The organism is Rhodanobacter sp. BL-MT-08 (genome assembly GCF_054161255.1).
Genome location: NZ_CP167872.1, coordinates 2058754 through 2077646, shown reverse-complemented (window position 1 = coordinate 2077646; position 18893 = coordinate 2058754). Strand labels below are relative to the sequence as shown.

The following is an 18893-nucleotide window of genomic DNA, read 5'->3' as shown; positions in this document are numbered from 1 at the left end:
TGGTGAATATCCATTGCCGCAGCGCTTGAATCGCGGGCCCGCGTTCCCCATCCTTGCGGATGGAAAGTTGTCGTCCCCAACCGTCTCTTGGACGGAAACGCGGGCGACACGAACGACTATCAAGCTGCGATCAAAGCGTCCAGCAAACCCAAGGATTATACCCATGAGCACCGCCACCAAACACAGCCGCCTGCTGATCCTCGGCTCCGGCCCCGCCGGCTATACCGCGGCGGTGTATGCCGCGCGCGCCAACCTCAAGCCGACCATGATCACGGGCCTGCAGCAGGGCGGCCAGCTGATGACCACCACCGAGGTGGACAACTGGCCCGGCGACGTGGAAGGACTGCAGGGCCCGGATCTGATGAAGCGCATGGCCGAGCACGCCGAGCGTTTCCACACCGAAATGATCTTCGACCACATCCACTCGGTGGATCTGCAGCAGCGCCCGTTCGTGCTCAAGGGCGATTCGGGCACCTACACCGCCGACGCGCTGATCGTGACCACCGGTGCCACGGCCAAGTATCTGGGCATTGCCTCGGAAGAGAAGTTCAAGGGCCGCGGCGTATCCGCCTGCGCCACCTGCGACGGCTTCTTTTTCCGCGATCAGGACGTGGTGGTGATCGGCGGCGGCAACACCGCCGTCGAGGAAGCGCTGTACCTGTCCAATATCGCGAAAAAGGTTTATCTGATCCATCGCCGCGACAAGCTGCGCGCGGAAAAGATCATGCAGGACAAGCTGTTCGAGAAAGCCGCTGCCGGCAAGATCGAGCTGGTCTGGAATTCGGGCATCGATGAAGTGCTGGGCGACGACTCCGGCGTCACCGGCGTGCGCGTGAAGGACATCGAATCGGGCGCCACCCGCGAGATCGAGGCCACCGGCTTCTTCGTCGCGATCGGGCATACCCCGAACACCGGCATCTTTGACGGCCAGCTCGAGATGCACGACGGCTACATCAAGATTCAGAGCGGCCTGCACGGCATGGCCACATCGACCTCGGTACCGGGCGTGTTCGCCGCCGGCGACGTGGCCGACCACGTCTATCGCCAGGCCATCACCTCGGCCGGCTTCGGCTGCATGGCCGCACTGGACGCCGAGCGTTGGCTGGATCAGCAGAATCTGATCGGCTGAGTTCGCTCATGCGTCGCGGCGTCGCGGCGTCGCGCTGGACGCTTCGTTGATCAGCGCTGTCGTAGAGTAGATCGATGAGCGAACTTCGCGTGCTCGACAATCTGGCCAGCGTCGATGCCGCGCAGTGGGATGTGCTGATCGACGACGGCAACCCGTTCGTCAGCTACGCCTTTTTGCGCGGCATGGAAGAACACGGCTGCCTGCGGCGCGACTACGGCTGGCAGGCGCATCATCTGGTCATCGTCGAGGGCGATCAATTGATCGCTGCCGCCCCGGCGTATCTGAAGGGCAACTCGCACGGCGAGTTCGTGTTCGACTTTTCCTGGGCCAACGCCTTCGAACGCGCCGGCGGCGACTACTACCCCAAGCTGCTGTGTGCCGCGCCCTACTCGCCCGTGCCCGGACCGCGGCTGCTGGCGCGCAGCGAGGAAACCAAAAAGCTGCTAGTCGCCGCGCTGGTCGCGGAAACCGAGCGGCTCGGGCTGTCGTCGGTGCACGTCAATTTTCTGCGCGAGGCCGATTTGTCTGCGTTTGACGAACGCTGGCTGCAGCGCTTCGACTGGCAGTTTCACTGGCACAACCGCGGCTACCGGCATTTCGAAGCGTTTCTCGCCGGCCTCACCGGCAAGAAAAGGAAAAATATTCGGCAGGAGCGGCGTCAGGCCAGCGAGTCGGGTCTGCAGATCGCGATGGAAGCCGGCAGCACGCTCAGTGACGGCGACTGGCGCGAGCTGCACGCGCTGTACGAAACCACGTTCGACATGAAGGGCAACCACGCGGCCATGACGCTGCCGTTTTTCCGACATCTCGGCCGCACCTTGGGCGATCGGGTGCAGGTCGCGACCGCGCGCATGGACGGCCGCATCGTGGCGATGGCGCTATTCATGGTCGGCAACAGCACGCTGTACGGCCGCTACTGGGGCAGCCTGGTTGAGGTGCAGGGGCTGCACTTCGAGCTGTGCTACTACCTCGGCATCGAGTTCTGCATCGCCAACAAACTGCAGACCTTCGAGCCCGGCGCGCAGGGCGAGCACAAGATGGCCCGCGGCTTTTTGCCGACCCGAACGCACTCACGCCACTATCTGATGAACGAGAGCTTCGACCTCGCGGTGCGCAACGCGCTGGTGCACGAGGCGCGCTCGCGCGAGGCGTATTACGCGGAGCTGATGGAGCATTCGCCGTACGCTGCGACGCCCGTTCAACCATGATTGTTTTGCCGCGACTTCAGGCCGGCGCCGTTGAACCCTTCCCCAACCCAAGGCGTGCGTTGCATGAGCCGAACGGGCTGCTCGCCTTCGGCGGCGACCTATCGGCCGAGCGCCTGCTCAACGCCTATCGCCACGGCATCTTTCCCTGGTTCAACGAGGGCGAGCCGATTCTCTGGTGGTCGCCGGACCCGCGCTGCGTGTTTCGCACCGACGCCCCGCACGTCAGCCGGCGCACGCGGCGTTCATTGGCAAGCTGCGGCTGGACGGTGACTGTCGATCACGCTTTCGATCAGGTGATTCGTGGCTGCGCCGGCGCGCGGGCCAAAGAGCGCGGCACATGGATCAGCCTGGACATGATGCAGGCCTATCAAACGCTGCATGATCGTGGCGACGCGCACAGCGTGGAAATTTGGGATGACGAGCATCTGGTCGGCGGCATTTACGGCGTCGCGGTCGGCAAGCTGTTTTGCGGCGAGTCGATGTTCAGCGCGGTCAGCGGCGGCTCGAAAGCCGCACTGATCGCGCTGTGCGCCCTGCTGGCCGAGCGCGGCTACCCACTTCTGGATGCTCAGGTAACCAATCCGCACCTGGTCAGCATGGGCGCCGTTGAAATGCCTCGCGAGTCGTTTCTCGCGCGGGTTGCAGCGCTAACTGCCATCGACGTTCCTTCCGGACCCTGGCGCGATGCCAAGCCATCGTTCCTGAACTGAGCGCGGCTCAGTTCAGTTCGTCGGGATCGGGACCCAGCCGGTTGCCGCCGTCGAGACCGTTGATCTTCTTCATCTGCTCGTCGCTCAGCTCGAAGTCGAACACGTCGAAATTCTCCTTGATGCGCGAGGGCGTTTCCGATTTCGGTATCACCATATGGCCCAGCTGCAGGTGCCAGCGGATGATGATCTGCGCCGCCGTCTTGCCGTGAGCATCGGCCACGTCCTGGATGATCTTGTTTTTCAGCAGCTCGCCGCCCTGGCCCAGCGGGCTCCAGGCTTCGGTGACGATGCCTTTGGATTTGTTGAAACCGGCCACGTCCACCTGGGCGAAATCCGGGTGCAGCTCGATCTGATTGACCGCCGGCACCACGCCGGTTTCCTGGATCAATTTGTCCAAATGCTTCGGCTGGAAGTTGGAGACGCCGATCGACTTGATCCGGCCCTCGTCGCGCAGGCGGATAAACGCCTTGAACGTATCGACGTACAGGTCCTTGGCCGGGCACGGCCAGTGGATCAGATACAGGTCGACGTAGTCGAGCTTGAGCTTGTCCATGCTGGCATCGAACGCTTTCAGCGCCGCGTCGAAGCCCTGGTCACCATTCCACAGTTTGGTGGTGACAAAGATATCGCTCCGCGACAGGCCGGAGTTGCGCACCGCCTCACCCACGCCCTTCTCGTTCTTGTAGAACGCCGCGGTGTCGATCGAGCGGTAGCCGGTTTTAAGGGCCGTACCAACGGCCTCCGTCGCTTTTGCATCATCGATTTGATAGACGCCGAAGCCAAGCTGCGGCGCGTAGATGCCGTCGTTGAGCTTCAACAGGGGTTGCTTGTCGGTCATGCGGTATTGCTCCCATCGGATTCGGAAAAACGAGGGAGCCACCTTGCACTATCCGCCCCTGAAAGCGGCGTGATCAATCCGTTCGCGAGGCGTAATGGGTTTCGACGTAGTTGTTCAAGATGCTGACGAACTCGCTGGCGATATTGTCGCCGCGCAGGGTCATCGCTTTCTCACCGTCGATAAACACGGGCGCGGCCGGCGACTCGCCGTTGCCGGGCAGCGAAATGCCGATATTCGCGTGCTTGGATTCGCCCGGGCCGTTGACGATGCAGCCCATCACCGCCAGCGTGAGGTTTTCCACGCCGTCGTACTTGATGCGCCACACCGGCATCTGCTCGCGCACGTGCTCCTGCACGGTCTTGGCCAGCTCCTGGAAAAACTCGCTCGTCGTGCGGCCGCAGCCCGGGCATGCGGTAACGAGCGGCGTGAACGAGCGCAGGCCCATGGTCTGCAGCAGCTCCTGCGCCACGATCACTTCGCCGGTGCGCGCACCGCCGGGCTCGGGCGTGAGCGAGATGCGGATGGTGTCGCCGATACCTTCCTGCAGCAGCACGGCCAGCGCCGCGCTGGATGCGGTGATGCCCTTGGAGCCCATACCGGCCTCGGTCAGGCCCAGATGCAGGGCGTAATCGCATCGCAAGGCGAGGTCGCGATACACCGCGATCAGCTCCTGCACGCCGGAAACCTTGCACGACAGGATGATGCGATCGCGTGCCAGGCCGAGTTCCTCGGCCCGTGCGGCGGAATCCAGCGCGGAACGGATCAGCGCCTCGCGCGCCACGTGCGAGGCATCCCACGGTTCGGCGCGTCTGGCGTTTTCGTCCATCAGGGTGGCGACCATGCTCTGGTCGAGCGAGCCCCAGTTGGCGCCGATGCGCACCGGCTTTTTATACTGGATGGCTTTTTCGATGATCGCCGCGAACTGGTTGTCCTTCTTCTTGCCAAAACCGACGTTGCCGGGATTGATGCGGTACTTCGCCAGCACCTCGGCGCAGGCCGGCTCGCTCTCCAGCAGCTGATGGCCGTTGTAATGGAAGTCGCCGATGATCGGCACGTCCACGCCCATCATCGCCAGCCGGTCGGCAATGCGTGGTACCGCCGCAGCGGCGGCAGGCGTATTCACCGTGATGCGCACCAGCTCGGAGCCGGCGCGGGCCAGTTCGGCGATCTGCTTGGCCGTGCTGATCGGGTCTTCGGTGTCGGTGTTGGTCATCGACTGCACCACGATCGGCGCGCCGCCGCCGACGATGATCTTGCCGATCTGCACGCTGACGCTGGGGCGGCGTGGGGCGGATTCCGCCGGAAGGGGCTGGTACGGAGATTCGTGGCTCATAGAGGTAACCGGCAAGCACGGGCGCAACATCGCGCGATAGTTGTCAAGGATACCCGATGCTCCGCATGCACCAAGACAGGGGCATGTCCGTCGCTTAAGCTTCGCAAAATGATGCGGCTCGTGAGCCGGTACCTTCCCTATCTGCCACCGTTGCCCATGACCCCACTTGAACCCTCCGCCGTCTCGCCCTCGGCGGACTACCCCGCCCCGCCTGCCCCGCTCGCCGAACGCCATCGGCTGGCTACCTTGCACCGTTACCAGATTCTGGATACGGCGCGCGAAGCAGCCTTTGACGACATTACCCGGCTGGCGGCGCTGATCTGCGGCACGCCCATGGCGTTGGTCAGCCTTGTCGACCAGGACCGTCAGTGGTTCAAGAGTGAGCTGGGCCTCGGCGTCAGCGAAACGCCCATCGGCAGTTCGATCTGCGCGCACGCCATCCAGCAGGACGGCCTGTTCGTCGTGCCGGACACCCTGGCCGACGCGCGGTTCGTGCACAACCCGCTGGTTACCAGCGATCCTAACCTGCGCTTTTATGCCGGTGCACCGCTGCACACTGCCGACGGTGTGCCGCTGGGCACGGTCTGCGTGCTGGACAGCCAGCCGCGCTCGCTCAGCGCCCAACAAGCGGAGGCGCTGCAGGCGCTGGCTCGGCAGACCATGGCGCAGATCGAACTGCGCCAGCTGCTGGCGCAGTCGCAGGAGTCGAACCACTACCGACGCCAGCTGATGGCCATCGCCGGCCACGATCTGAAAACCCCGGTGCGCACTGCCGCCTACGCCATCCGCAAAGTGCAGCGCACGCTCACGCCCGAGCAGGGCGCGCCGCTGAACGTGGCCACCGAAGCACTGGCGCGCATCGATCGCGAATTCTCCCAGCTGGCGGCGATGGCCGGTACCGAAGGCGCGCTGGTGGCGCCTGATGAAACCGACGTTGCGCTGGCCGATGTACTGCAGCCGCTGCTCGATCAGTGGCGTGAGACGGCGCTGGCCAAGGGCCTGCGCCTGCGCTATGTGCCGACGCGGCTGCGTGTGCGCAGCCACCCGGCGCTGCTGTCCACCCTGCTCGGCAACCTGCTGGGCAACGCGGTGAAGTACACCGAAAAAGGCTCGGTGCTGGTCGGCTGCCGCCGTCGCGGCGATCGCGCGGTGGTCGACATCATCGACAGCGGCCTGGGCATGGACGATCGGCAAACCGGCGACATGTTCGGCGCTTTTCACCAGGTCGACCCGCGCAGCGAAGGTCTGGGCCTGGGCCTGTGGATCGTGCGCAGCACGGCTGAATCACTCGGCCATCAGGTGCGCGTGGAATCGACACCGGGACGCGGCAGCCGGTTTTCGGTGGAGATGCCGCGGGCTTGATCCGCGTTGGGGTCCATCAGCCAGGCGATGATTTCCGCCGCAGCGCCGCCAGCAACAGCCGTCGCTCCACGCGTTCGGCCAAGGTCTGCGGATTTTTCAGCTGCATCCTCGCCAGCGCGGCCGGCTCATCGGACACGGCCGCGCCCGGATTCAACATTGCGCGAAGCAGCTGCAAGCGACCGCGCCAGCCGACCTGCAATGATTTCAGCCAGTTCAAACCATCGAGCAGGCGCAGCTCGATCTCGGTGAAATCGCTGCCGAACGGAAACCGCGGCAGCAGGCCTTCGCGCTGAAACGGCGCCAGCGCCCGGCGCAAATGCTCCGGCGTGTTGCGTCGCCACGCGTCAGCTATCGCAAAGTCGAGCGGCAGCTTGCGCTGCGCTTTGGCCTGCGCGCACAGCGCATCGAGAAAGCGCGCGTCGCTGATCGACAGCATCGCGGCGATGCATTCGCTATCGGTCTTGCCGCGCAGGTCGGCGACGCCGTATTCGGTGATGTACAGATCGCGCAGATGCCGGGGAATCGTCGCCTGCGCGTAGTTCCAGCGGATATTGCTTTCCACGCCCGCGCGGCTTTGGCGAGTGGCGCGCAGCAAGAGCGCGGAACGGCCGTCCCGCAGCTCGTGCGCCATCGCCACAAAGTTGTACTGGCCACCGACGCCACTGACCACGCTGCCGTTGTCCAGCGTCTCCGAAACCGCCGCACCGAGCACTGTCGCCATCATGCAGGTATTGAAGAAACGCGCGCCGCGCCGCTGCAGGCTCGCCAGCGCCTGATGATCGCCGTACAGGTGATTGACGTTGGACACCGGACACATGTCGATCGCATCGGGATCGACGCGTTCGGTTTCGGCAAGCCACTCGTACAGCTCGCGCGTGCCCAGAAAGAATGCGCCGCGCAGATAGTGACCGCCCGGCGTTGCCGGGTTAAGCCGACCTTGCGCAGAAGCGCGCTCCAGCGCGAGATTGTCCCAGCTGCGGCGCTTGAGCACGCCGGCGCGCTGCAGATGCATAAATCCGTCGAGCACCATTTCGCTGGCGCCGTAAAGGCCTTGCGCAAACGGCGTCAAACCACCGATGCGCTCGGCCATCGCCCGCGTATGACCGGTGGTATCGAGCGCCGCCAGCGCGCGCTGCCACCGTTCGTTTTCCTGCTGGCGCAGCAGCAGACCCTTCACCAGCGCATCGGACAGCGCGCCGATGCCGATCTGCAGACAGCCGCCGTCTTTCACCAGCGCGCTGGCATGCAGGCCGAGCGCGTATTCGGCCGTATCGACCGGCAGGCGCGGCAGCGCGAACAGCTTGGGCGACGATGCCGGCCGCAGCTCGACGTCGAAAAAATCTTCCGCCACCTGGGCCGTGCCGCTCATGTACGGCAAGTCGGGATGCACCACCGCCACGCACAGCGGCCGCGGCTTGCCGGTGGCCTCGATCTGGCGCAACAGGTCGAGCGTGAGATCGGGGTTGCACGACAGGCTGTAGTGCACGCCATCCGTGCCCTCGCGCCGCGCCACCAGCTGCACGATCAGGTTGATGTCCTGCAGCGCGAGGTCACGCGCCACGTGGGTGTAGTTCTGGCTGATGTACTGCCGCTGCGCCGAACCCGAATGCAGCAGCGCGCCGGACTGCATGTAGAACTCATGCACCTCGATATTCGACGGCAGCGCGTCGCGCGCCTGGTCCAGCGCGTACTGCGGGTCGACCTGATCGGCGCCGAAGTGGCGCTCCAGAAACGGCTTCAAAAAACGCGCCTCCAGCCCCGGCTTCGGCTGCGGCCGCGTCAGCGACAGCGCCGTAAACAGCCGCATCGAACGCGACCTGTCGTCGGCGGTGCGCTTGTATAAAGCGTTGAGCAAGCCATGCGGTTTGCCCAGACCAAGCGGCGCGGCCACGCGCAGATCGGCGCCGACGCGATCAGTCACGTGCTTGGCGCACGCCTCGGGGTCGGCATAACGGTGCTCGATCGGCATGGACCAAATCATGCCAGACGCGTCGATGATTAAGCCACGCCAGCAAACGCGACTCTTGTCCAATGCAGCCGGCGTCGGACGCACGCCGTTGACGAAGCATGGCCTAGACTCGTTGCATGACCGTCAAACCACTTCTCTCCTCACCGACACACCGCCTGCTGGCGCAGCAGGCGCTCAGCCGTGCCGCCGGCGCGCCGCTGATCACCGGCAACGCGGTCGAACTGCTGATCGACGGCGCTGCGCACTACAAGGCATGGCTCAAGGCGATCCATGGCGCGACCCGGCGCGTGCTGCTGGAGAACTACATCATCCGCGACGACGAGGTCGGCCGCGAATTTCGCGACGCGCTGACCGAGCGAGCGAAAGCCGGCGTGATGGTCGCCGTCATCACCGACTGGGCCGGCTGCCTGGGCCAGTCGCGTCGTTCGTTCTGGGCACCGCTGCGAGCGGCCGGCGGGCATGTGCACTTGTTCAACCCGCCGCAGCTGGGCGAATCGTTCGGCTGGCTCAGCCGCGATCATCGCAAGCTGCTGGTGGTGGACGGCGTGCAGGGCTTTGTTTCCGGCGTGTGCATCAGCGCGAAGTGGCTGGGCGATGCCTCGCGCAACGTGCCGCCGTGGCGCGATACCGGCGTGGCCATACGCGGCCCTGCGGTGGCGGAAATCGAGGCGGCGTTTCAGCAGAGCTGGAGCGGCGTGGTCAGCCCTGCGCTGCCGGAATTTGCCGCCGTTGCCGATCCGATCGATCCGGTAGGCTCCACCGATGTGCGCATCATCGCCACGCAACCGGCCAGCGCCAGCATGTACCGGCTCGATCAGCTGATTGCCGCCATGGCGACCAAGACCCTGTGGCTCACCGACGCATATTTCGTCGGCGTGTCGCCCTACGTGCAGGCGCTGGTTTCCGCGGCGCGCGACGGCGTCGACGTGCGCCTGCTGGTGCCCGGCAGCAGCGATATCCCGGTGGTAGCCGGCATGTCGCGCGCCGGCTACCGGCCCCTGCTGAAGGCCGGCATCCGCGTATTCGAGTGGAACGGCTCGATGCTGCACGCCAAAACCGCCGTGGCCGACGGCCAGTGGGCGCGCGTAGGGTCGTCCAACCTCAATATCGCCAGCTGGCTCAGCAACCACGAAATCGACGTGGCAGTGGAGGATGAGACCTTCGCCGGCCAGCTCGCCGCGCAATACGAGCGCGATCTGGAAAACGCCACCGAAATCGTGCTGGTGCCCCGCCAGCGCCGCAACCGCACCTCCGAAAAAGTGCGCAGCAGCGAAGAGCGACCGCCGCGCGTGCGCCGCGGCGGCGGCAGCTCCAGCCGCGCCGCCGTCGGTGCTCTGCGTATCGCCAACAGCGTCGGCGCCGTGCTGACCAATCGCCGCGTGCTCGGCGATGCCTCGATCGGTCCGATGCTGACCGGAACCGCCGTGCTGGTGGTGTTGGGCATCGTGGCCATGATTTGGCCTGCCGTGATCGCGTGGCCGTTTGCTGTGTTGGCCGGCTGGTTCGCTCTCAATCTAGGGGTTCGAAGCTGGCGTGTGCATGCGCGTCGCCGACCTCAAATTAATTGACTCCAGTCGGGCCGAAGCATGCATAACTATTTGCTTCATTCGCCAATGAACGTCGTTATCGCGATAAATTTCGCCTTGGCGCACGCCAAGTTGGGCATTCTCAGATAATCAGTTGCAGATACAACAATTTGGACAGTCGGCCAAAACACAAAAGACGCAACTTCTTTCGCTTAAATTTTTAGCGTGCGAAACGGTTATCGGCTGGTCTAGGATTCCCACATTCGCCAAGCCCTCCAACGAGACTGGAACGTTTCCGGGCTTTGCACGGCCGAGGTTCTGAGCCGGTTTTGCAACTGTGATCCAAGGAAGATATCGCTTTGAGCGGCCCCAACGATTTTGATTTGAGCGCAGCGGGCTTTCGCCGGTCCGAAAGCGATCTTCGCGCCTTCATGGAAGCCTTTGCCGTGCGTATGGAAAGCGCCCTTCCCTCGCACACCGTAGTGCAGCGAAAAAAGGATGGCCTGTTTTCGAAACAGAGCCACGTTGTGAACGTTTCCATCGAAACGGTGAATCATCGCTATGCGCTGAGCTTCCAGGCCGGCCGTCTTTCGGCCGAACGAAGCAAGGTCGTGCGCGGCGTTACGTTGAAGAACGAGCCGATGGAAGTTCCGGCTTGGCTTCAGTCGCTTGGCATAGACGTAGAAGCACTCGCCAATCACAGCGGCTCCGCACAAAACGTGCTGCATGACTTTCTGATGTCCTGATCTCGACAGCAAAGCTCATAAAAATTCACAATAGGCTTCATCGGAGATCTGGATGTCCTGGTTTGATCGGTTCAAAAGTCAGCGCGATAACCGCCACGATTCTGCGCTTTCCGGAAGTGATGGAAGGACACAGCACGACGCTGGACTCAGCGATGCGGAGCGCCTGGCGCAATGGGAAGAAGCGCTGCAGAAAAAGCAGTTGCCGCCATTCGTCAAGGATCGCCTAACCGCCGCCGCCACTGGCAAAACGCCATGGCTTGCCACCATGACGCCGGTCGAGCTCCTGACAGCTCGCAGCCATGGCATGCAGCCGATTGCGATGGTCTCGGGCACGTGTTGGTATCACTACGGTTTTTCCTGGACCAAGGGACACGCCGCCGGATGGCAGACGGCGATCAAGCGCATGCAGATGGAAGCCGCCGCGGCCGGAGCCAATGCCATCGTCGACGTACGCATGCGAAAGATCAGCATGGAGTTCGAAGCGAGCATGGATTTTACCGTCATCGGCACCGCGGTGCGTATCAAGGATCTGCCGCCCAGTCCCAATCCCATCGTGGCTACCGTCGATGCGCTTGAATTCGTGCGTCTGCTGGAGGCCGACATCGTTCCTGCCGGCATCGCCATCGGCGCGCACTACGAGTGGTTGAACTCGTGGAACCGCAGCCTAGCCGGCCAGGCGAGTTGGTATAACCAGCCGCTGACGCAACTGGGGCACTTTTGGGAAAGCGTGCGACGCCGAGCGATGCAGGATCTGCGCAATAGCGCCCGATCAATGGGCAACGGCATTCTTGCGCACACGCATTTCGGGCAACTGGTCGAAGCAGGCGATGAACAGAACCGCAGCTATCTCGGGCGCCATATTGTGGTCGGCACCGTGGTTGATTGTAAAAGCATGGATTCCTTCCATCACGCGATCCGACCTGTGGTCGATATGTGCGGCGGCGAATCGCCGCTGCTCAATGCAGCACCGAACGGACACAACGTCTACGCCACCAATGAGGAAGAAGGCTCGATATGACCGACATCAATTCCATTCCGCAGCACGCGCTGGAGCGACTCAAGGGATTGCGCAGCGAGGGGCATTCGGGCGGCATCTTTACCTCCGATTTCTCGGTCAATGAGTTCCTGCTGGTGCGCAAGGCGGGCTTCGAGCCGGTCGGGCTTTGCGTTGGCACCTGCATCTACCATCTGGGCATACAGTACGGACGCTGGAGCAAAAATCAGGAAATGGATGTGCTGTCGCAAGCGATGTATGAGGCACGCGAACTTGCCATGACGCGCATGCGCGAGGAGGCCAAGAGCATGGGCGCCGACGGCATTGTTGGCGTCGATCTCACGGTGAAGCGGCTGGAGTGGGACAGTGATGTGCTCGAGTTCATGGCCATCGGCACCGGTGTCGTGCACGCGAAGGGCCATGGCGGATTCAAGGGACCCAAGGGCCAGCCGTTCACCTCGGATCTTTCCGGCCAGGATTTCTGGACCTTGCTTCAGGCAGGCTACCGCCCGCTGGAAATGGTGATGGGATCGTGCGTGTATCACGTAGCCCACCAGAGCATGTTCAAGACGCTCGGCAACGCCGGCAACAATGTGGAGCTGACCAATTTTTCGCAAGCGTTGTACGACGCCCGTGAGATCGCCATGGAGCGGATGCAGCACGAAGCCATAGAGGCGGAAGCCGAAGGCGTGGTGGGAGTCGACCTGCACGAGGGCTCGCACAACTGGCAGCCGCACATCATCGAATTTTTTGCCGTTGGTACCGCCGTCGTGCCCATTTCGAAAGAGCTGGATGCATCGACCATCCCTGACCCACAACTGGTTCTGTCCGTCAACAGTTAACGCCCGTCACATCCGGAGAACACCGATGAGCATCTTCGAACGCATGGCTGATTTGCTGCATGCCAAGACCAACAAGCTCCTGGACAAGATGGAGGATCCCAACGAGACTCTCGATCTGTCCTATGAAAAAATGATCACTGGCCTGCAGGAAACCAAGCATCACCTGGCTGACGTGGTAACCGAGCAAAAGCTGCTCGAACGACAGATCGCCCAGATCCAGCAGGAAGCCGATACCGCGCAGGACAATGCGCGACTGGCGCTACAGTCATCTCGCGAAGACCTTGCCAAGGCCGCGCTGGCGCAGCAGCAGGCGGCGCTGGAGAAACAAGTGACGCTGAACAAGGCGCATGAAAACATCTCCGCGCAGGCGAAGAAGCTGATCGATTACCAAAGCACACTGGAAAATCGCATCGAGCAGTTTCGCACCCAGAAAGACGTGATGAAAAGCAGCTACGCCGCCGCTCAGGCGCAGGTCAAGGTGACCGAGTCGCTCACCGGCATCGGCAATCGCCTGGGCAATGTAACCGACGCGATGCGCCGCGCCGAGGACAAGGTCAACGGCATGCAGGCCAAGGCGGAAGCTATGGACGGACTGCTGCAGTCGGGGGTGCTCAACGATCCGCTGGATCATCGAAGCAATGTGGAAAAAGAGCTTCAGACCCTGCGCAGCAACAACGCCGTAGATGCCGAACTGGAAAAGCTCAAGGCAGAGCTCGGCAAATCCTGAGTAGAGTAAGAAGGGCAAGAGCTCTTTTGACGGTCCAATACGCAACGGGCCTGCCCATATCGGCCGTGCCGGACGATCCCATCGACACCGGCACGGCAATGTCGCGTCTTGCGCCGACCTAACTCGACCGCCCGCAATCGTTCATTTCTTCAAGCGCACGCATGTTAGGCTCGCCCTCCCATGTTTGTACCTGAAGAAAAAAGCGCCAAATCAATTCTCACGCCCAGCACGCTGAACCGGCTGGTTCGCGACTTGCTGGGCGACGTGTTTCCCTTCATCTGGATCGAAGGCGAGCTGTCGAATGTCGCGAAACCGGCGTCGGGGCATCTGTACTTCACTCTGAAGGACAGCGGCGCGCAGGTGCGCTGCGCGATGTTCAAACCGAAAAGTGCGTCGCTGCGCTTTCGTCCGGTTGACGGCATGCAGGTGCTGCTGCGCGCAAAGGTCGGCCTGTACGAGCCGCGCGGCGAGTTCCAGCTGGTTGCCGAGTCGATGGAGCCGGCCGGCGAAGGCGCGCTGCAGCGCGAGTTCGAACAGCTCAAGGCGCGGCTCGATGCCGAAGGCCTGTTCGCGCCGGGGCGCAAGCGTCCGCTGCCGCGCTACGCCCGCCGCATCGGCGTAATTACCTCCGCCACCGGCGCGGCGGTGCGCGATGTGCTCAGCGTGCTGGCCCGGCGCTGGCCGCTTGCCGATGTCGAGGTGCTGCCTGTGCCCGTGCAGGGCCGCGAGGCACCGCCGGCCATCGTGAGAATGCTGAAGAAAGCCTCCGCCAGCCAGCGCTACGACGTGCTGCTGCTGACCCGTGGCGGTGGATCTTTGGAAGATCTTTGGGCGTTCAACGACGAGGCGGTCGCGCGCGCCATCCATGCCAGCGCCATACCGGTCGTTTCAGCGGTTGGCCATGAAATCGACTTCAGCATCGCCGACTTCGTCGCCGACCTGCGTGCGCCTACGCCCTCGGCCGCGGCCGAGCTGCTGGTGCCCGATGCCGTGGCCATTGCCCGGCATCTGCAGCAGCTGCAGCAGCGTCTGCTGACGCTGCAACAGCGCAAGCTGCAGGCGCATTCGCAGCGTGTCGATCATCTGCTGGCTCGACTGCAGGCCCAGCGTCCGCAGGCGCGTCTGGCGCGCGATCGCGAGCGGTTGATCCATTTGCGCAGCCGCCTCGCCGGCGTGCTGCGCGAACAGAGCCAGCAGCGCCATACGCGACTGGAACGACTGCACAACCGCCTGCTCGCCCAGCATCCACGCACGCGGCTGCCGCTGCTGGCGCGTCGGCTGGCCGAACAGGATCAGCGTTTGCGGCGCGCCATGGCGCTCACGCTGGAACGCAAACAGACGTCCATACGCCATATCGCTCGCGCGCTGCATGCGGTCAGCCCACTCGCCACGCTGGAGCGCGGTTACGCGATCGTGTTCGACGACGCCGGGCGCGTGCTGCGCTCGGTTGCCGCCGCCCGACCGGGCGATCGACTGACCGCGCGGCTCGCCGATGGCGAGCTGCGCGTCAAGGTCAGAGACGACTGATCAGGCTCCGCACCGCGTGCGCATGAGCGTTGACTAGCCCAAGCTTTGACTAGCCCGGGGCGTCCGTCGCCCTGTCCGCCAGCCGCACCAGCGCGCTGGCCGCGCTGACAAACTCCGACGGCATCATCACGATGGTCATCGTGTTCTGCTCGGCGCCGACTTCGGTGAGCATCTGCATGCGGCGCAGCTCCATCGCCATCGGCGTCTGGCCCATCTTGGTGGCCGCTTCGGTCAGCATCAGCGCGGCATCGTGCTCGGCTTCGGCCTTGATGATGCGGGCGCGCTTTTCGCGATGCGCCTCCGCTTCCTGCGCCATCGCGCGCTGCATCGACTGGGGAATTTCCACGTCCTTGATCTGTACGCGATCGACCATCACGCCCCAGGGCTCGGTGACCTTGTCGATGATGTCGCCCAGCATGCTGGAAAGCTTCTCCTGCTCCTTCAACAGCTCGTCCAGCGAGTGCTGACCCATCACGCTGCGCAGGCTGGTGAGCGCAGTCTGGCGCACAGCATCCTCGAAGTTGGCCACCTCGATGATCGCGCGCTCGGGGTTGATCACCTTGTACCAGACGACCGCGCGCACCTTCACCGGCACGTTGTCGTTGGTCATGGTTTCCTGCGGCTCGATGTCCTGCGTGACCACGCGCATGTCGATCATCTGCATGCGATCCACCAGCGGAATGATCCAGGTCAGACCCGGCCCCTTGGTGGTCTGATACTTGCCGAGCCGAAACACCAGGCCGCGCTGATACTGCTGCAGAACCCGCAGGCCGGAAATAAACATAAAGAGGATAAAGACGATCGGTATCAGCGCAGACATGGACGTTGCACCCACGACATGAGGAAGTTGCAGACCGCTAGTGTACGCCTGCCCTATCCAGACAAATCCCTCTATCGTTAACGACCTCGGGCGGCCTGTCACTTCTCACGATCGCTGAACACGCTGCTCTTCTATGCTTGGCGGATTACCTTTTGCAGGACTCTGCCCATGCTCAAGAAAAGCTATCCCTACTATCTGGCCAATCAGCCGCAGCAGCCGAACACCGATCTTGCCGTGCTGGACAAGTACACCGGCAAGGTAGCCACGCGCGTGGCGGTGCCCGATGCCAAGGCGACCGAAAAGGCGATCGTGGCTGCGGTGAAGGCGACCAAGCCGATGCGCGATTTCAAGCCGTGGGCACGCCAGGCGGTATTGCAGCATTGTGCGAAGCGCTTCGCCGAGCGTCGTGACGAGCTGGCCGAAGCGCTGTGCATCGAGGCCGGCAAGCCGATCAAGGATGCCGCCGGCGAAGTCACCCGGCTGATCGAAACGTTCCAGATCGCCGCGGAGGAATCGGTTCGCACCACTGGCGAGACGTTAAACCTCGAATTGGCCAACCGCCTAGACGGCTACCACGGCTACACGCGGCGCGTACCACTGGGGCCGATCTCGCTCATCAGCCCGTTCAATTTTCCACTGAACCTGGTCGCGCACAAGGTGGCGCCGGCGATCGCGGCCGGCTGCCCGTTCGTGCTGAAACCCTCGGAGAAAACGCCGATCGGCGCACTGATCATCGGCGAAGTGCTGGCCGAAACCGACCTGCCCAAAGGCGCGTTCTCTATCCTCACGCTCGACGGCAAGCACGCCAATGCGCTGGTCGAGGACGAGCGCTTCAAGCTGCTGTCGTTCACCGGCGGGCAGATTGGCTGGGACCTCAAGGCGCGCGCCGGCCACAAGAAAGTGACGCTGGAACTGGGCGGCAACGCGGCGTGCATCGTGGACGCCGATCAGGGGCCGAAGCTGGACTACGTGGTCGAGCGGCTTGTGTTCGGCGCGTTTTACCAGTCCGGCCAAAGCTGCATTGGCGTCCAGCGCATCATCGCGCACGACGACATCTACGACGCCCTGAAAAGGAAGCTGGTTGCCGCCGTGAAAAAGCTCAAGGCCGGCGATCCGAAACTCAAGGACACCTTTCTCGGCCCAATGATCGATGTGGCCGCAGCCGATCGCCTGCACAGCTGGATCGAGGAGGCGCGCAAGGCCGGCGGCAAGCTGCTGTGCGGCGGCAAGCGCAACGGCAACATGCTCGACGCCACGCTGATGGAAAACGTGCCGCTCGACGCCAAGGCCAATCGGATGGAGGCGTTTGGCCCCTTCGCCCTGCTCGCCCGCTTCAGCCGATTCGACGACGCCATGGCCATGGTCAACGATTCGGACTTTGGCCTGCAGGCGGGCATCTTCACCGACAGCCTGGCGCATGCCATGCGCGCGTGGAACGAGCTGGAGCAAGGCGGCGTGGTAGTCAACGATGTCCCTAGCTTTCGCGTGGACAACATGCCCTATGGCGGCGTAAAGCTCTCCGGCCTGGGCCGCGAGGGCGTGCGCTATGCGATCGAGGACATGACCGAACTGCGGCTGATGGTGATGCGCGAGCGCTAGGCAGGAATACGGTTACGCGCGGAGGAAGGCTGCGACCCGTTCAGGCGCCGCCCGACGCTTTTGCCGGCCCGAGCACCGGCATGCTGTTCCATCCCAACGCCTCGTAGACGTAGTACTGCGCGATACCGATGTACTCATGAAGCGCCACGTCGCAAAGCTCCAGGTTGTACGCCTGAGGCCAGAGCGCCAGCGTCGCCTCCAGCTGATCGCTGGCGACCGGTATCGGCGTCATGCTGAAATGCTTGAAGTCGATCAGGCTGCGCCGCAGATGAAAGCCCGATGTGACCAATACTAGGGTCTGCGGATCGTAAATCAGAGCCAGCGCGCGGCTGTAGCGGGCATTCTCGAAGGTATTCATGCTGAGTGTTTCGGTCTGAATATCCTGCGGGGACACGCCAAGTCCGGCCAGCACGCGGGCGTAAACCGTCGATTCGGCCGAACCGTGGTGCTGCGAATCGCCGCCGCTGACCAGCAGGAGGCACTGCTGGCCGCTGAGTTTGCATTGTCGATACAGCGTCACCGCCCTGATGATGCGACCGTCGGCAAAAAGTGCAGGCTGCAGTGCGAGGTCGCGACTGGAGCGGGTGGTTCCCGCCGCCAACAGCACAATCACGTTGCGCGTCGACCAGTGGATGCGGGGCGCGTTGGAATAGTCTTGCTGGAGGCTGTCCAGCAACCAGGCCGGCACCGGTCCGCAGCCAACGGCCAGAAACAGCACAACGGCGATCGCACACGTGCTGCGCGCCAGCCAGCGCCTCTCCACGCAGCTGGCTGCGAACGAAAAAAGCACAAGCAGTCCGATCAGGCTAAGCGTCATGAAGTGATCCAGAACGGGGTTTGCAGCGTAACGCAGGCGGCAGCCAGCGTCTGTCAGCGTACATGGCGGCCATCCGTGGATCGTTCCTTGCAGGAAACACACTGGTGACGATTGGCCTATTGAACGGACAACCTGCCGTGACCACGTTGCTGTCACTCAATCGGACACCTGTCGTGAACAAGTTACTGCTGCACCTCTTTGCCGCTCTATCCCTGGCCATGGCTGGACTGCCCACGCTCGCCCATGCAGCGTCCGACGGAGGTGACTATGTCGCCGTACAGGTGCCCGATCTGACCCTGGCCGTCACATTTTTCCGCGACGTAATGAACTGCAGCGTGATCAGCGACAGCGGCTATACCGCATCCGCCACCACTTCGCTGATGGCCTGCGGACGCGAGACAACGGTCGAAATCACCCAGGCATCCACACATGCAACACCGCGTGCCGGTGCTTCGTCGCAGACGTTCACGCTCGACATCGACGACGCATCGGCCGTCGCCGGCTGGCTGCGCGCCAACCACGTCCAGCTAGTCGGTTCTCCGACGCGTCTGACCAACGGCCAGGACGCGGGCAAACTCGCCGTGACTTTTCTTACGCCCTGGGGCCAGCCGCTGCGTCTGGTCAGCCGGATGAAAGCCGACGACTTGCTGGAGTCTTCCACGACCGTTTCCCGAGTCGCCGTGCAATAGGCCGCTGCTTCGTCTATCGACGATGCAAGGGTACCGTGTGTGCCGAAAATGGCCATG

Annotated in this window: 17 protein-coding genes; 12 read left to right on the top strand and 5 right to left on the bottom strand. The window is 63.2% G+C overall.

Annotated elements, in window-relative coordinates:
• Positions 1–163: 163 nt before the first annotated feature.
• From trxB to aat, 3 genes are all read left to right on the top strand, one after another.
• The gene (trxB, locus tag ACDK93_RS09185) at positions 164–1129 is read left to right on the top strand and encodes a thioredoxin-disulfide reductase (protein WP_458072269.1); all 966 of its coding nucleotides are present in this window, start codon (positions 164–166) and stop codon (positions 1127–1129) included.
• Positions 1130–1203: 74 nt separating this feature from the next.
• On the top strand, positions 1204–2337 hold the full coding sequence (locus tag ACDK93_RS09180) for a GNAT family N-acetyltransferase (RefSeq protein WP_458072268.1): 1134 nt from the start codon (positions 1204–1206) through the stop codon (positions 2335–2337).
• A complete protein-coding gene (aat, locus tag ACDK93_RS09175) occupies positions 2334–3047 on the top strand; it encodes a leucyl/phenylalanyl-tRNA--protein transferase (protein ID WP_458072267.1) in 714 nt (237 codons plus the stop codon). The genes ACDK93_RS09180 and aat overlap by 4 nt, the downstream gene beginning before the upstream one ends.
• A gap of 7 nt (positions 3048–3054) precedes the next feature.
• Here the strand turns inward: aat and ACDK93_RS09170 are convergent, their stop codons facing one another.
• Both ACDK93_RS09170 and ispG read right to left on the bottom strand, forming a co-directional pair.
• The gene (locus tag ACDK93_RS09170; protein WP_458072266.1) at positions 3055–3885 is read right to left on the bottom strand and encodes an aldo/keto reductase; all 831 of its coding nucleotides are present in this window, start codon (positions 3883–3885) and stop codon (positions 3055–3057) included.
• Positions 3886–3958: 73 nt separating this feature from the next.
• Positions 3959–5218 carry a flavodoxin-dependent (E)-4-hydroxy-3-methylbut-2-enyl-diphosphate synthase gene (gene ispG / locus ACDK93_RS09165; protein WP_458072265.1) on the bottom strand — a complete coding sequence of 420 codons (1260 nt, stop codon included), beginning with the start codon at positions 5216–5218 and terminating at the stop codon, positions 3959–3961.
• A gap of 156 nt (positions 5219–5374) precedes the next feature.
• On the opposite strand from ispG, the gene ACDK93_RS09160 reads away from it, so the two are divergent.
• Positions 5375–6580 carry a sensor histidine kinase gene (locus ACDK93_RS09160; protein WP_458072264.1) on the top strand — a complete coding sequence of 402 codons (1206 nt, stop codon included), beginning with the start codon at positions 5375–5377 and terminating at the stop codon, positions 6578–6580.
• A gap of 16 nt (positions 6581–6596) precedes the next feature.
• On the opposite strand, the gene ACDK93_RS09155 is transcribed toward ACDK93_RS09160, so the two are convergent.
• Complete coding sequence (locus ACDK93_RS09155; RefSeq protein ID WP_458072263.1) at positions 6597–8549, bottom strand: acetyl-CoA hydrolase/transferase C-terminal domain-containing protein; 1953 nt, start codon at positions 8547–8549, stop codon at positions 6597–6599.
• A 116-nt stretch (positions 8550–8665) separates the two neighbouring features.
• On the opposite strand from ACDK93_RS09155, the gene ACDK93_RS09150 reads away from it, so the two are divergent.
• The 6 genes from ACDK93_RS09150 (at position 8666) to xseA (ending at position 14911) form a co-directional block, all read left to right on the top strand.
• Positions 8666–10117: a phospholipase D-like domain-containing protein gene (locus tag ACDK93_RS09150; protein ID WP_458072262.1), complete on the top strand. Its 1452-nt coding sequence runs from the start codon at positions 8666–8668 to the stop codon at positions 10115–10117.
• A gap of 317 nt (positions 10118–10434) precedes the next feature.
• The gene (locus tag ACDK93_RS09145) at positions 10435–10821 is read left to right on the top strand and encodes a hypothetical protein (RefSeq protein ID WP_458072261.1); all 387 of its coding nucleotides are present in this window, start codon (positions 10435–10437) and stop codon (positions 10819–10821) included.
• Positions 10822–10873: 52 nt separating this feature from the next.
• Entirely contained in the window at positions 10874–11839 is a 966-nt protein-coding gene (locus ACDK93_RS09140) for a heavy metal-binding domain-containing protein (RefSeq protein ID WP_458072260.1), read from the top strand.
• The gene (locus ACDK93_RS09135) at positions 11836–12657 is read left to right on the top strand and encodes a heavy metal-binding domain-containing protein (protein ID WP_458072259.1); all 822 of its coding nucleotides are present in this window, start codon (positions 11836–11838) and stop codon (positions 12655–12657) included. Before ACDK93_RS09140 ends, ACDK93_RS09135 begins: the two co-directional genes overlap by 4 nt.
• Positions 12658–12682: 25 nt before the next feature.
• A complete protein-coding gene (locus tag ACDK93_RS09130) occupies positions 12683–13384 on the top strand; it encodes a PspA/IM30 family protein (protein ID WP_458072258.1) in 702 nt (233 codons plus the stop codon).
• 180 nt (positions 13385–13564) lie between these two features.
• Positions 13565–14911: an exodeoxyribonuclease VII large subunit gene (xseA, locus tag ACDK93_RS09125; RefSeq protein ID WP_458072257.1), complete on the top strand. Its 1347-nt coding sequence runs from the start codon at positions 13565–13567 to the stop codon at positions 14909–14911.
• A 49-nt stretch (positions 14912–14960) separates the two neighbouring features.
• Here xseA and ACDK93_RS09120 read toward each other — a convergent pair whose 3' ends face one another.
• Entirely contained in the window at positions 14961–15731 is a 771-nt protein-coding gene (locus tag ACDK93_RS09120; RefSeq protein WP_458072256.1) for an SPFH domain-containing protein, read from the bottom strand.
• 168 nt (positions 15732–15899) lie between these two features.
• On the opposite strand from ACDK93_RS09120, the gene ACDK93_RS09115 reads away from it, so the two are divergent.
• A complete protein-coding gene (locus ACDK93_RS09115; protein ID WP_458072255.1) occupies positions 15900–17330 on the top strand; it encodes an aldehyde dehydrogenase family protein in 1431 nt (476 codons plus the stop codon).
• Positions 17331–17370: 40 nt separating this feature from the next.
• Here the strand turns inward: ACDK93_RS09115 and ACDK93_RS09110 are convergent, their stop codons facing one another.
• Positions 17371–18147: a YdcF family protein gene (locus ACDK93_RS09110; RefSeq protein ID WP_458072254.1), complete on the bottom strand. Its 777-nt coding sequence runs from the start codon at positions 18145–18147 to the stop codon at positions 17371–17373.
• Between the two features lie 137 nt (positions 18148–18284).
• Between ACDK93_RS09110 and ACDK93_RS09105 the strand changes: the two genes are divergently transcribed.
• Positions 18285–18836: a VOC family protein gene (locus ACDK93_RS09105; RefSeq protein ID WP_458072253.1), complete on the top strand. Its 552-nt coding sequence runs from the start codon at positions 18285–18287 to the stop codon at positions 18834–18836.
• The last annotated feature ends 57 nt before the right edge of the window (positions 18837–18893 follow it).